At 61.2% G+C, this 12,806-nt stretch carries 11 protein-coding genes; 4 read left to right on the forward strand and 7 right to left on the reverse strand.

Annotated elements, in window-relative coordinates; all coding sequences use genetic code 11:
* The first annotated feature begins 23 nt into the window (after nt 1-23).
* From glpK to MQW23_RS03495, 3 genes are all read left to right on the forward strand, one after another.
* On the forward strand, nt 24-1,529 hold the full coding sequence (gene glpK / locus MQW23_RS03485; RefSeq protein WP_252106423.1) for a glycerol kinase GlpK: 1,506 nt from the start codon (nt 24-26) through the stop codon (nt 1,527-1,529).
* A 124-nt stretch (nt 1,530-1,653) separates the two neighbouring features.
* Nucleotides 1,654-2,397: an ion transporter gene (locus tag MQW23_RS03490; RefSeq protein WP_252106424.1), complete on the forward strand. Its 744-nt coding sequence runs from the start codon at nt 1,654-1,656 to the stop codon at nt 2,395-2,397.
* Nucleotides 2,398-2,587: 190 nt separating this feature from the next.
* Nucleotides 2,588-4,243, forward strand: a complete 1,656-nt coding sequence (locus MQW23_RS03495) for an FMN-binding glutamate synthase family protein (RefSeq protein WP_252106425.1) — start codon at nt 2,588-2,590, stop codon at nt 4,241-4,243.
* 42 nt (nt 4,244-4,285) lie between these two features.
* On the opposite strand, the gene msrQ is transcribed toward MQW23_RS03495, so the two are convergent.
* The 5 genes from msrQ to MQW23_RS03520 all read right to left on the reverse strand — a co-directional run bounded on the left by msrQ (nt 4,286) and on the right by MQW23_RS03520 (nt 9,263).
* Entirely contained in the window at nt 4,286-4,909 is a 624-nt protein-coding gene (msrQ, locus tag MQW23_RS03500) for a protein-methionine-sulfoxide reductase heme-binding subunit MsrQ (RefSeq protein ID WP_252106426.1), read from the reverse strand.
* 27 nt (nt 4,910-4,936) lie between these two features.
* A complete protein-coding gene (gene msrP, locus MQW23_RS03505) occupies nt 4,937-5,953 on the reverse strand; it encodes a protein-methionine-sulfoxide reductase catalytic subunit MsrP (protein ID WP_252106427.1) in 1,017 nt (338 codons plus the stop codon).
* 154 nt (nt 5,954-6,107) lie between these two features.
* Nucleotides 6,108-8,174 carry an FUSC family protein gene (locus MQW23_RS03510; RefSeq protein ID WP_252106428.1) on the reverse strand — a complete coding sequence of 689 codons (2,067 nt, stop codon included), beginning with the start codon at nt 8,172-8,174 and terminating at the stop codon, nt 6,108-6,110.
* Between the two features lie 4 nt (nt 8,175-8,178).
* On the reverse strand, nt 8,179-9,045 hold the full coding sequence (locus tag MQW23_RS03515; RefSeq protein ID WP_252106429.1) for an efflux RND transporter periplasmic adaptor subunit: 867 nt from the start codon (nt 9,043-9,045) through the stop codon (nt 8,179-8,181).
* On the reverse strand, nt 9,045-9,263 hold the full coding sequence (locus MQW23_RS03520; protein WP_252106430.1) for a DUF1656 domain-containing protein: 219 nt from the start codon (nt 9,261-9,263) through the stop codon (nt 9,045-9,047). Before MQW23_RS03520 ends, MQW23_RS03515 begins: the two co-directional genes overlap by 1 nt.
* Before the next feature lie 261 nt (nt 9,264-9,524).
* Between MQW23_RS03520 and MQW23_RS03525 the strand changes: the two genes are divergently transcribed.
* Nucleotides 9,525-11,261: a mechanosensitive ion channel family protein gene (locus MQW23_RS03525; protein WP_252106431.1), complete on the forward strand. Its 1,737-nt coding sequence runs from the start codon at nt 9,525-9,527 to the stop codon at nt 11,259-11,261.
* Between the two features lie 71 nt (nt 11,262-11,332).
* Here MQW23_RS03525 and MQW23_RS03530 read toward each other — a convergent pair whose 3' ends face one another.
* On the reverse strand, nt 11,333-11,932 hold the full coding sequence (locus MQW23_RS03530) for a nitroreductase family protein (protein WP_252106432.1): 600 nt from the start codon (nt 11,930-11,932) through the stop codon (nt 11,333-11,335).
* A gap of 157 nt (nt 11,933-12,089) precedes the next feature.
* Complete coding sequence (locus MQW23_RS03535; protein ID WP_252106433.1) at nt 12,090-12,749, reverse strand: GntR family transcriptional regulator; 660 nt, start codon at nt 12,747-12,749, stop codon at nt 12,090-12,092.
* Nucleotides 12,750-12,806: the final 57 nt, after the last annotated feature.

The raw sequence follows: 12,806 nt of genomic DNA on the forward strand, positions 1-12,806 counted from the left end.
CGCCAACGTTTGAGAGACAGTTCATGAGCCAGAAAAAATACGTTCTCGCTATCGACCAGGGCACGACCAGCTCGCGGGCAATGCTATTCGATCATGAAGGCCGGGTCGCTAGCACGGCGCAGCACGAGTTCGAGCAGATCTTTACACGGCCTGGCTGGGTCGAACACTGCCCGCGCGAGATCATGACCAGCGTACTGACCACGCTGACCGAGGTGATCAATCAAAGCGGTGTAGATGTTGCCGACATCGCCTCAATCGGCATCACCAACCAGCGTGAAACCACCGTGGTGTGGGACAAGAACACCGGCCAGCCCGTGCACAATGCCATCGTCTGGCAGTCGCGCCACTCCGCCGAAATTTGCGACGAGCTGCGCGAGGCCGGCCACGCGGACATGATTCGCGAAAAAACCGGCCTGGTGATCGACGCCTACTTCTCCGCGACCAAGCTCAAGTGGATCTTCGACAACGTCGCCGGCGTCAAGGAGAAAGCCGAGCAGGGCGAGCTGCTGTTTGGCACCATCGATTCGTGGCTGATTTGGAATCTCACCGGCGGCAAGGTGCACGCCACCGACGTCAGTAACGCCTCGCGCACCATGCTGTTCAACATCCGCGAGCGCAAGTGGGACCCGGAATTGCTCGAGCTGTTCGGCGTGCCGGAATCGATGCTGCCGGAGGTGACGTCGTCGAGTGAAGTGGTGGGCCAGATTCTGCCGAAGTACCTGATGGGCCAGGAAATTCCGATCGCCGGGATCGCCGGCGATCAGAACGCGGCGCTGTTCGGTCAGGCCTGCTTTACACCGGGCATGGCCAAGAACACCTACGGCACCGGCTGCTTCACGCTAATGAATACCGGCACCACCGCCACGCCGTCGAAAAACGGCCTGCTCACCACCGTTGCCTGGGAAGTGGACGGCACTCTCGAGTACGCGCTGGAAGGTAGCGTGTTCGTGGCCGGCTCGGTCATTCAGTGGCTGCGCGACGGCCTGCGCATGCTCGGCAAGGCCTCGGACTCCGAAGCCTACGCCGTGCGCGCCAAGGATAACGATGGCGTCTACATGGTGCCGGCCTTTACCGGCCTGGGCGCGCCGTACTGGAACTCCAACGTGCGTGGCGCGATGTTCGGGCTCTCTCGCGGGACGCAAAAGGAGCACTTCATCCGCGCCGCGGTGGAGTCGCTGGCCTATCAAAGCGCTGACGTACTCACCGCCATGCAGGCCGATGCCGATATCGCGCTGACCGAGCTTCGTGCCGACGGCGGGGCGATTGCCAACGACTTTCTGGGCCAGTTTCAGGCCGATATTCTCGGCGTCGACGTGCTGCGCTGCGAGGTCAACGAAACCACCGCGCTGGGCGCGGCGTACCTGGCGGGGCTGGCCGTGGGCTTCTGGAAATCCCGCGAGGAGATCACCGAGCAGTGGGCGCTGGAGAAGCGTTTCAGCCCTGAAATGAAAGCGGACAAGCGCGACGCGCTCTACGCCGGCTGGAAAAAGGCGGTCAACGCCACCATGGCGTTTCACGTCGACTCCTGATCTATCGCAATAGCGCAAAAGCCTCTGGTTCACCCGGAGGCTTTTTTCGTAGGGGGCGGGCCTGTGTCAGAGCGCCCTTGGCGTAGTATCCTGACAAGCGCCGAAAGCTTAGATGAGACACCCCATGACGAGAGCCGAGCTTTACCGCCAGCTGGCGCCGGAAGCCCGCAGACAGCGAGGGCTTTCCGGCGTCAATCGGGTAATCTGCGGGCTGATCATTCTGGCGTCATTGACGGCCATTCTCGAAACCGAACCGACGCTTCGTGAGCCGGCGGCGGCGCTTTTTACTACGCTCGAGGCGCTGTTCGTCGTTCTTTTCTCTATCGAGTATCTGATTCGCCTGTACGCGGTGGGGGAGGATGCGCGCTATCGCGGCGTGACGGGGCGGCTTCGCTATATGGTGACGTTCTGGGCGCTGCTGGATCTGGTCGCGATTCTGCCGTTTTTCATTGGCTTCGTGCATCAGGACAACGCTTTTTTGCTGCGCCTTTTGCGCCTGGCGCGCATCCTACGGCTGGCGCGATTGGGGCGCTTTAGTCGCGCCTGGTCGTCGCTTTCCTGCGCGCTAAAAACGCGCGCCTATGAGCTCTGGCTAAGCGCAGGTGTGGCAGGGCTGTTGCTTTTGTTCTCGTCGGCCTGTCTTTACGTGGTGGAAGCCGACGTGCAGCCGGAGGCCTTCGGCAGCGTTCCTCGGGCGCTTTGGTGGAGCATCGCCACGCTGACCACGGTCGGCTACGGCGACGTCACCCCGATCACGCCACTTGGCAAGATCTTTGCCGGGCTGACCGCCGTGTCGGGCATCGGCCTCATCGCCATGCCCACGGGCATTCTGGCCGCGGCATTCAGCGAGGCGTTCAGGAAAAAGTAGCGCTCGTCCCGCGCCTTGTAACGTCTGTCGCTATCGTCTTTCGCCCGCTGCTATCCAGGGGACGTCTGGTTCGCCCCTTTCCATTTGATGGATCGCCATAATTAGCTAACACTTATTCGTGTTCGCCATTTCAATCTGGCCGGTAGGGCCACCCCGCTTTGGGGCTCGTATTTACAAGGATCACGTCGTCATGTTCAAAGCTCGCGGATTGACGCGCATTGCGCCGCGTAATATCGCCTTGGCCGTGTGCCTTACGCTGCTGGTGGTATCGCTGGTGGGCGTTTGGTATTCGTTGGCGTGGCTCATCGGGGTGGTTGTGTTCGGCGCGCTGACGGCGCTGGGGATTCATGACCGGGTGCAAAAGCGGCGCACGGTGAGCCGCAACTACCCGATCCTTGCCCACTTTCGCTATTTCCTGGAGTCCATCGGCCCGGAGATCCGCCAGTATTTCATCCAGTCGGATTTGGATGAACGCCCGTTCTCCCGCGAGCAGCGGGCGATGGTGTACCAGCGCTCCAAAAACGAAGGCGATAAAAAGCCCTTTGGCTCGCTGCTGCAGATGTATCACTCCGGGCACGAGTGGATCAATCACTCGGTGTTGCCGAGCAAGGTCGAAGAGAGCGATTTCCGCGTTCGGGTCGGCGGCAAGCGGTGTACCCAGCCCTATCGCGCCAGCGTGTTGAACATCTCCGCCATGAGCTTTGGCTCGCTTTCCGGCCACGCCATCGAGGCGCTGAACGCCGGAGCGGCGAAGGGCGGTTTCTATCACGATACCGGCGAGGGCTCGATTTCCCGCTATCACCGCATGCACGGCGGCGACCTGGTGTGGGAGATCGCCTCGGGCTACTTCGGCTGTCGCCATGACGACGGCACCTTCAACGAAGAGCGCTTTGCCGAGAACGCCAGTATCGATCAGGTCAAGATGATCGAGATCAAGCTCTCCCAGGGCGCGAAGCCCGGCCACGGCGGTATTCTGCCGGCGGCCAAGGTGACCAAGGAGATCGCCGAGGCGCGCGAAGTGCCGATGGGCCAGGACGTGGTATCGCCCGCCGCTCACTCCGCGTTCTCGACGCCCATGGAGCTGATGGACTTTATCGGCCGGCTGCGGACGCTCTCAGGCGGCAAGCCCGTTGGCTTCAAGCTGGCGATTGGCCACCCCTGGGAGTGGTTCGCGATCGTCAAGGCGATGCTCGAATCCGGTGAGCGCCCGGACTTCATCGTCGTCGACGGCGGCGAAGGCGGCACGGGAGCGGCACCGCTGGAGCTGATCAACCACATGGGCGTGCCGCTGACCGAAGCGCTCATGCTGGTACACAACAGCCTGGTGGGGGCGGGGCTTCGTGACGAGATTCGTGTCGGCGCGGCGGGCAAGGTGATGTCCGGCTTCAACATCGCCCGCACCCTGGCCCTGGGCGCCGACTGGTGCAACTCGGCCCGTGGGTTCATGTTTTCATTGGGCTGCATTCAGGCGCTCAACTGCCACTCGGACAAGTGCCCGAGCGGCGTGGCGACCCAGGACCCCCGGCGCAGCCGCCACCTGGATGTCGCCGACAAGACCGAGCGGGTCTACAACTTCCACAAGAACACTTTAAAAGCGCTGGCGGAAATGCTGGGCGCCGCGGGGCTTCACCATCCGAGCGAGCTCGGCCCGCATCACATCATCCGCCGGGTATCGGACAACGAGATTCAGTCTTACGACCAGCTGTTCACGTTCTTGAAACCCAATGAGCTGCTCGAATCGACCTGCGAGCACACGGTGTTCAAGAAGTACTGGGAGGATGCGCGCTCCGACTCGTTTATGCCCCCCAACGTGAGCGAGCGACTGCCGGCGATTCACCTGGAGTGAGTGACGCCAGCCTGATGAGCGAAGTGGTTGGCGAGAAAAACGCTACTTCGCCGCCAGCCGCTGGCGAAACCGGGGCAGCCTTCGCGCGACCGGAGGAAGCCTCATGGCGAGTAGAAGGGCGCCGATCGCGGCATAAATTGCCCACTCGCCCATGTCCGCCCGTACCACCCAGAAAAAGTGCAGAAGAATTAGCGCCAGAATCGGATAGGCGAGCTTGTGAAGCGTTTTCCAGCGCTTGCCGAGCTTGCGCATGGCGGCGCGGTTGGAGGTGGCCCCCAGCGCCGCCAAGCCCAGAAGTGCGAGCATGCCGACAATGATATAAGGGCGCTTGACGATTTCGGCACCGAGCAGCGCCCAATTAAGCCCCAGAATGAACAGCGCGTAGCAACAAAGATGCAGCGTCGCGTAGGCCAGCGTCCAGAGCCCGAGCTGGCGGCGAATCAGCGCGAAGCCTTTCCAGCGAGTGAGTTTGGAAAGCGGCGTGAGAGAAAGCGTCAACAGCATCAGCCAAAGCCCGCCGATGCCGATGTTCAACAGCAAATAGCGCCCCGGCTCCGGGCCAGCGGCGTTTTGATAAACCTGAAAACCCCAGTAGATCAGCGGGGCGAGGGCAGCAAGAAACACCGTCCCTCGCCATAGCCGCCATTTGGCTTCCTGCTTTGCCATGGTTACCTGCTTTGGTCGTCGGTGAGATTAATAGTTGACGCTCAAATCCATGCCGGCGTAGAGCTCGGCGACCTCGTCTTCGTAGCCGTTGAACATGCGTGTGTCGATGTTGTTGGGGCTGAACAGGCTGTTGGGCAGCCGACGCTCGCTGGCCTGACTCCAGCGCGGGTGATCCACGTTCGGATTCACGTTGGCGTAGAAGCCGTACTCGTTGGGAGCTAAAAGCTGCCAGGAGTTGACCGGCTGCTCCTCGACCAGCGAGATGCGAACGATCGACTTGATGCTCTTGAAGCCGTACTTCCAGGGCACCACCAGGCGCAGCGGCGCGCCGTTTTGATTGGGCAGTTCGCGCCCGTACATGCCGAGTGCCAGAATCGTCAGCGGGTGCATCGCCTCGTCCAGGCGCAGCCCTTCGACGTAAGGCCAGTCGATCAGCGCAAACGACGAGCGCTGGCCGGGCATCTGCTCCGGGTCGACCAGGGTCTCGAAGCGCACGTACTTGGCCTTACTGGTCGGGTCGGCGCGGCGGATCACGTCGGCAAGCGGTATGCCGAGCCAAGGGATCACCATCGACCACGCCTCGACGCAGCGAAGCCGGTAGATGCGCTCCTCGAATTGCGAAGGGCTGGCAAAATCCTCGAGGGTGAAACGCCCGCCGTTATTGACCTCGCCGTCGACCACCACGCTCCAGGGCTCGGTTGAAAGGCTACCCGCACGTTTGGACGGGTCGCTCTTGCCGGTGCCGAACTCATAGAAGTTGTTGTAACCGCTGGCGTCCTCGAACGGCGCCAGCGTGTCCTTGTCCGGGTCCGCCGGCGTCACCGCCCGCCACTGGGTCTGATCGATCTTCTCACTGAGCCAGGCCGGCGCATCGCCGCTCGGCACGTCGGTGTACGCTTCGCTTGCCTTCACGCGTCCGGAAAGCGCAAGGCCCGCGCCGACGCCGGCCACGCCGCCCAGAAAGCGCCGCCGGCTCAGGTAGACGGATTCGGGCGTCACATCGGATTCGTGCAGGTCACCGGGTTTGGCGATTTTGATCAGCATGGTGCTCTCCCTGACGCAGGCCTCGAGGCGAAGTGCCGACGGGCGCGTTCAATTCAGTTTTTATGCTTAGGGCCGCTTTGTCTAACCTTTTTGGCCGCTCATTTGGATGAGCGGCTTGGCTAAAAGTTCGTTGAACGCTTTAACGTCGAACCTCTCACGCTTGGCTTTTAGCGTCGGCCGGGGCGTCTTTCGAGCGATCCGCCGGGGCCGCCATGGTCCTGGCCAGGCGGTCGAGCGAAAGCGACAGCCGCTCGATGAGCCCGGTCAATAGCGCCAGCCGCGCCGGGCTATCGTCGGTGTGCTCTTCCAGGGCGGCCTTTAGATCCTGGCCCGCTGCCTCGAGGCCTTCGAACGTGTGGCCCCGGGCGCTTTGCTCGAAGCCCTGGGCCAGCGCCTTGAGCAGCGCCTGGTGGGCGCTTTGAATGGCCGGATGCTCGGCGCTGTCGAAGCGGTGGCGAAGGCGCAAAATGGCGGTGCCGATATCGAGCCCGGTCAGGCCCAGTGCAAAGAGGTGACGCTGCTCCTGGGGCAACACGTCGTCGTGCTGGGCGAGCTGCAAAAGGCGGTCTGCCATGTGGCCACTGAAACGGGTTTCGCCCTGGGTGATCGAGCGCCGCCGCAAGCCGTGAATATCCCTGGAGATGGCGCGAATCAAACGCCGCCTTCGAAGGCTGGTGCCAAGCCCCGGCAGCAGGCGAAACGCGGTGACCACCGTGGTCAAGCCAATGATCGCCGCCACCGCGCGGTTGGCGAAGCTGTCGAAAGAGAAGTCCATGTCGTTGCCCGGCATGGTGAGCAGAATGTTGAAGATGGTGAACGCCAGGCAGTACCCCATGGTGGCCGGGTTGGCCGCGCCCAGAAGCCCCAGAAACAGCGGCGTACCGAACACCACCGCCATCAGCGGGAAATCGTGCACCTGGGCGAGCAGCACGTGGCCGAACAAAAACGCGCTGGGAATGGCGGCGAGCATGCCTTTGTAGAACATCAGGGTAATGGCCACCGGGTTGTCTCTGCTTGCAAAAAACGCTGAGAACAGCGTGCCGAGCATCATGGCGACCATGGCGCTATTCCAGGCCGTCACGATCCAGAACGTCGCAAGCCCGGCGAATACCAAGCCAGAGCGCAGCCCGTTGATCAAGGCCGCCAGCCGGTCGCGGTGCCAAGCCAGCGGCCCGGCCTTGAGCGTGTAGGTGCCGGGGGAGGCAATCGCCTCGCGGGCGTCGAGCATGATCATCGCGTGGCCTAGCACTTCGCGCAGCCCCAGCCGCAGGCGCCGGTCCAACGGCGCAAGCGTCGGGTCGTCGCTTTCGTGCACCTGGCCCCGCAGCGCCTGCAGGTAGCGCCGCGCGCCGGCCACGCCTTGCACGTGCTCGGCGTCGGTGAACCCCTGGGCGAGCTCGCGGGCGATGGCCACGCTTTTAGGGTCCAGCCGCTCGGTATGATCGGACAACAGCTGATCCAGCGCGTGAAGGCTCGCCAAAAAGCGCAGCGTGCGCCGGGTGAGCACGTGGGAGGCACGAATGCGCCCGGGGCCTTCCGGGCCTTCGAAGCGGGCGGCCTGGCTGTCGGTTTCGAGCTGGGTCAGCGCGCCGAGGCTTTCGCGCAGCGCCTTGAGCAGCTCGTCGCGATCCTCGCTCGTTTCAAGGCGCAGCGCGGCGTGATAAAAGGCGCGATTGATGACCGTATCGGCCTGGTCGGCGAGATGTTGCCCCACCCTCGAAGGCCACAGCAGCGAGCTTACGAGGGTGGCGCAAATCGCGCCCAGGCCAAGCTCGGTCAGCCGCGCTATGGCCACGTTGAAAATGCCGGCCGGGGTGCTGCCACCGGCGATCACCACGATCAGCATCGCCGTCACCGCGGCCATCAGGCAGCCATAGGTGTAGTTGTTGCGCCAAAGCGAGCCCACGTAAGTACACAGTACGATCCAGAGCGTCAGCGTCATGATCGCCGGCACCCGGGCTTGGGCGAACAGCGCCATGATGACGATACCGACCACGGCACCGATGAAGGTGCCGCCCAGCTGGCAGATGCCTTTCTCGATCACCATCCCGCTCATCGGCCGTACCTGGAGAAAGGCGGCGGAGATCAGCGCCCAGTAGGGGCGCTCGAGATCGAAGGCGAAGGCGACGTAAAGCGCCAGCATCATCGCGAGCGTGGTTTTGATGGCGAACTTCACCGCCGCGGGTTCGGGCATCAGGTAGGTTTTAACGAGCGGCGACATGGGGCTACGCGCCGTCCGGGCGAATACGTACCGTGGCGGTCATGCCCACGCTCAAAAGCGTATCAGAAGGCACCTCGTCGAGCGCGATGCGCACAGGAATGCGCTGGGCCAGGCGCACCCAGTTGAAGGTGGGCGTCACCTGGGGCAGAAGCTGCGCGTTGAGCGTGGTGTTGGCATCGGCGATGCCGCGCCCGATGCCCGCCACGCGACCGTTGAGGCGGGTATTGCCTTGCATCAGCGTGACGTCGGCGGGGTCGCCTACGCGGATCGAGGCCATTTTCGTCTCCTCGAAGTAGCCCACCACGTAGTAGGAGTCCTCGCGAATCAGCGCCATGACCGGCGTGCCGCGGCTGACGTAGTTGCCTTCGCTGAACTGTACGTTGAGCACGTGCCCGCTCGCCGGCGCCGTGACGCTGGCTCGCTCGAGATCGAGCCTAGCGGCATCGAGCGACGCCTGAGCCTGCTCCAGATCCGCCGCGGCCACCTGGGAGTTGATCTGGGCGATCTGCTGGTTCTCTTCGCTGATCGCGCGGCTGTTGCCCAGCCGGTTGCGTCGGCTTGCCTCGGCCCGGTTGAGCTCGAGGGTGGCCTGACGGTGGTTGACTTCGGCCTGGGCCTGGTCGACGGCGGCCTGATAGCGCGCCTGGTCGATCTGAAACAGGGCGTCATCCTGGTCGACGTAGTCGGTATCGCCCACGCTGAGCGTACGCACCCAGCCGGAAACGTCCGGTGCGATGGTGATGACGTCGGCGTGTACCCGGCCATCCCGGGTCCAAGGGGTATACAGGTAGTAGCGCCAAAGCCAAGTGCCGGCGGCGATGGCCAGCGCCACCATGATCAACGTAAGCAGTATGCGAAGCGAGGAGCGCATCAAAAGGTCCCTGGCAAAACGGTGAAAACGAAGGCGATCAGCGCCGTGAGAATGACGAATAGCGAGACATCGAACCAGGCTTCGAACCACAGCGCCCTGGAGGCCAGCACGACGTGTAGCAGCGTGCGTATGAGCAGGGTCAGGATAAACCCGAGCAGCGCATAAACGAGCAGTGGGCTAATATAAATCCCGCCGAAGGTGATCTCTTGAAGACCCATGATGTCCTTATTGGTACTGATGATCAGTACGTCATACGCTGCACCGAGGCGGCGTTTGACGGTAGGTAAACGATTTAGTGTAGCGGTTAACTCATGTTGTCGCGCTGATTGGACGCCGTTGCGTTAAGCTTTGCGCCCTTTCGACCGGGCCCTGGTCGATACGAGGCCGGCGCGACCGGTCGTGACTGTAAAGTGCCGCCGTTAGTTGTCGTACCCTGGTTGTCGTACTCTCGCCTGGCCGTATTATCAATGGAAATCCGAATGAAACGAAGTATGTTATGGCCCTTGCAGATGCTTTGTCTGCTCGCCCTGCTGTGTATCGGCGCAAGCTACGCCCTGGCGCAAACGTCCGGCAACGACGACGGGCTCTGGTTCTCGGTCGATGAGATCAACCCGGGGCTTGGCGAGCTTCCCGAAGACGTCTCCCGCGTGACGCCGCGAGACACGATCCGAAGCTTTCTCCATTTGACTCGTGATGAGAACTACGCCGCCGCGGCGCACATTCTCAACCTCTCCGATATCGAGCTGGGCGAGCAGCGCGAGCGCGGCGCCGAGCTTGCCATGCAACTCTCAGAGGTGCTCAAGCGCGGCGACTGGCTCTCTACTTCCAGCCTGCCTGCCCGGCAGGATGCAGTGATCGAAAGCTCCCCCGGAGAAAACCCGATGGCCGGTAAGCCGCGCCGGGATATCGAGATCTCGGCGCTTGAAGCCGGTGGCGAAACCTATGACATCCGGCTGGGGCGCTACCACGTCGAGGATGAGGAGCCCGTCTGGCTGATTATGCCCGAAAGCGTGGCCTCCATTTCGATCCTCTACGACGCTTTCGGCCCCTCCTGGGTCGAAGAGCAGCTCCCCGAGCGCTTCAAGGTGTCGCTGGGCCCGCTCATGGTCTGGGAGTGGATCGCCATTCCGCTGTTTCTGCTGCTGATCGCCGCGCTTGGCTGGGTCGTCAACAAGGTCGTCGTGTGGTTGGCGCACGTGCTGCCCGCGGGCGGTATCAGCATCTTTGTGACGCGCATCAAGCTGCCCGTTTCACTGCTGGTGATGGCGTTCATCACCCGCACGATGCTGGACTACGTGGTGTCGTTTTCCGCCATGGCCACGACCACGTTTCGGGTGCTGCTGGTCATGGTGATCGCCTGGAGCCTGGGCTCCATCGCGCTGCGCCTGGTCGATACCATTTTGCTCAACATGGCGCGTAAGCTCGTGGGCGAAATCGACGACACCAAATCCCGCGACGAACGCCGCTTTCTCACCTCGCTCTACGCCACGCGCCGAGCGATCATTTTATTCACCGTCGTGGGCGTGTCGCTCTACGTGCTGAGCCAGATCCAGCTGTTCGAGACCCTCGGGCTTTCCATTCTGGCCTCCGCCAGCGTGCTGGCGGTGCTGGTGGGTATCGCGGGGCAGGCGGTGCTGGGCAACATTCTCTCCTCGTTCCAGCTCTCCCTGGCCAAGCCCATCCGGGTGGGCGATCTGGTCATGTTCGAGGGGCAGTGGAGCTACGTCGAAGGGATCTTCTACACCTACATTCGCCTGCGGGTCTGGGACGAGCGGCGCCTGATCGTACCGGTGACCTACTTCGTCTCCAAACCCTTCGAGAACCTGTCGGTTAAAAGCTCCAAGCTCTATCGCTACGTGGAACTGACGCTGCATATCAGCGCCAACATCAATACGTTGCGCAAAAAGTTCATGGAGTACGCCGAGCAGCAGGAGCACGTGGTCGAGAACCACCGCTTGATGTGCGCGGTCACGGCGCAAAACGGCTCGCAGCAAACCCTGACCTGCTACTTCGTCACCTCCGAGCCGCTTCTGGGCTGGTACACCGAGGTCGAACTCAGAGAGAAGATGCTGACCTTCATCCGTGATCATCATCCCGAATGGTGGCCGCGCGACATCATGGTGGTTAGCCGCGAGGACATCGCCAAGGGCGAGGGCGCCAAAATGCAGAAAACCATCATGGCCACGTCCGAGCCCAAGCCGGAAAGCGACGACTGACCGGCGGCCATGCAAAAGCCTCGCGGCGAACGCCGGCGGGGCTTTTTTGGGTCTTCAGGTCGCGTCAGTGCTTAGGAGAAAACGCGAAAACGCTCGCTGTCGTCCATGAAGGTTTTCTCGCCGAATTCGCCTTCGTGGGAGCCAAACGGCATCTGCGCGCGAAGCTTCCAGGTGGCAGGCAGGTTCCACTCCTTGGCGACCGCCTCGTCGATGATCGGGTTGTAGTGCTGCAGGCTCGCGCCGATGTTGGCCTGGGCCAGCGCGGTCCACACCGCGAACTGCGCAATGCCGCTGGCCTGATCGGACCATACCGGGAAGTTATCGGCGTAGAGCGGAAACTTCTCCTGCAGGTTTCTGACCACGTCCTGCTCTTCGAAAAACAGCACCGTGCCGGCGCCCGCGGCGAAGCCGTTCACTTTCTTTTCAGTGGCATCGAAGGACTCTGGCGGTACCATTTCACGAAGCGTGTCCATCACGATTTCCCAGAACCGGTCATGTTGCTCGTTAAACAGAATGACGGCGCGTGAGCTTTGCGAATTGAACGACGTGGGGGCAAGCTTCACCGCCTGTTGAATCAGTTTGGACGCCTCGTCCTGACTCAGCGAAATGTCCTTGCCAATCGCGTACTGGCTGCGACGAGTTTCGAAAACGCTAATGGCGGGATTGGTCATGCGAACTCTCCTTGTAGGTTGAGGATGGGGGCTGCACCCCCAGGATGGGCGTAATTTAGATCATCGCGGTTTCGTAATCCATGTAGAAAAGTCAGCGTTACGGATGAATAAAATTATTGGGTCCGTCAACGCAGCACAGTAGAGAGGAGGATAAAAGCTATTTGGGTAAGCGGGAGATGACGCCTTCGACAGGAAGGAGGTGTTTTTCCAGCAAAGAGGCTACTTCATCTGTATCGTGATTGGCGAGGGCGGCGATAATCTTTTGGTGCTGTTCGGTTACAACGCTTAGCCGGTCGGGACGTATCGACAGCGCTGTATAGGCAACACGCATTTTCCTTTCTTGTATCGATTTATACACATCTGATATAACAGGATTACCGATGGCATCCACCATGGCGCCATGAAACCCGCTGTCGTTAATGATATGTTCGTAAAAATCGATATCGTGAGTGTCTACTATCATCGCTTCATGGTAGGTGTACATAGCGGGCGGAACATCGATCTTTTCCTTGCATATCCTCATTGCAGCGTGAATCTCGATTAGTCGCCGCGTCTCATAGATATCGATAATTTCCTGGCCGGTAATTTGGCGTACGCGTGCGCCCTTGCGCGGTATCAAGTCGATAAAGCGTTCGGCCTCCAAGCGCGAGAATGCTTCACGCACGGGGGTTCTTGAGACACCTAACTCATCGGTGACTTCTTCTTCTTCTATGAACTCTCCACCTAATATATCGCTTTTAATAATCTTGTTGCGGATGTGAAAGTAAACCTTCTCTTTTATAGAGGGGGGATTTCGTTTGGCTTTTTTTCTGTCCATTTAAAAACCTGAAAGATAACGATTGAATGACATTGGCGTGCTTTTTCCATTGTAACA

Source organism: Halomonas sp. S3-1-1 (assembly GCF_023757625.1).
In the GTDB taxonomy this organism is placed as follows: domain Bacteria; phylum Pseudomonadota; class Gammaproteobacteria; order Pseudomonadales; family Halomonadaceae; genus Vreelandella.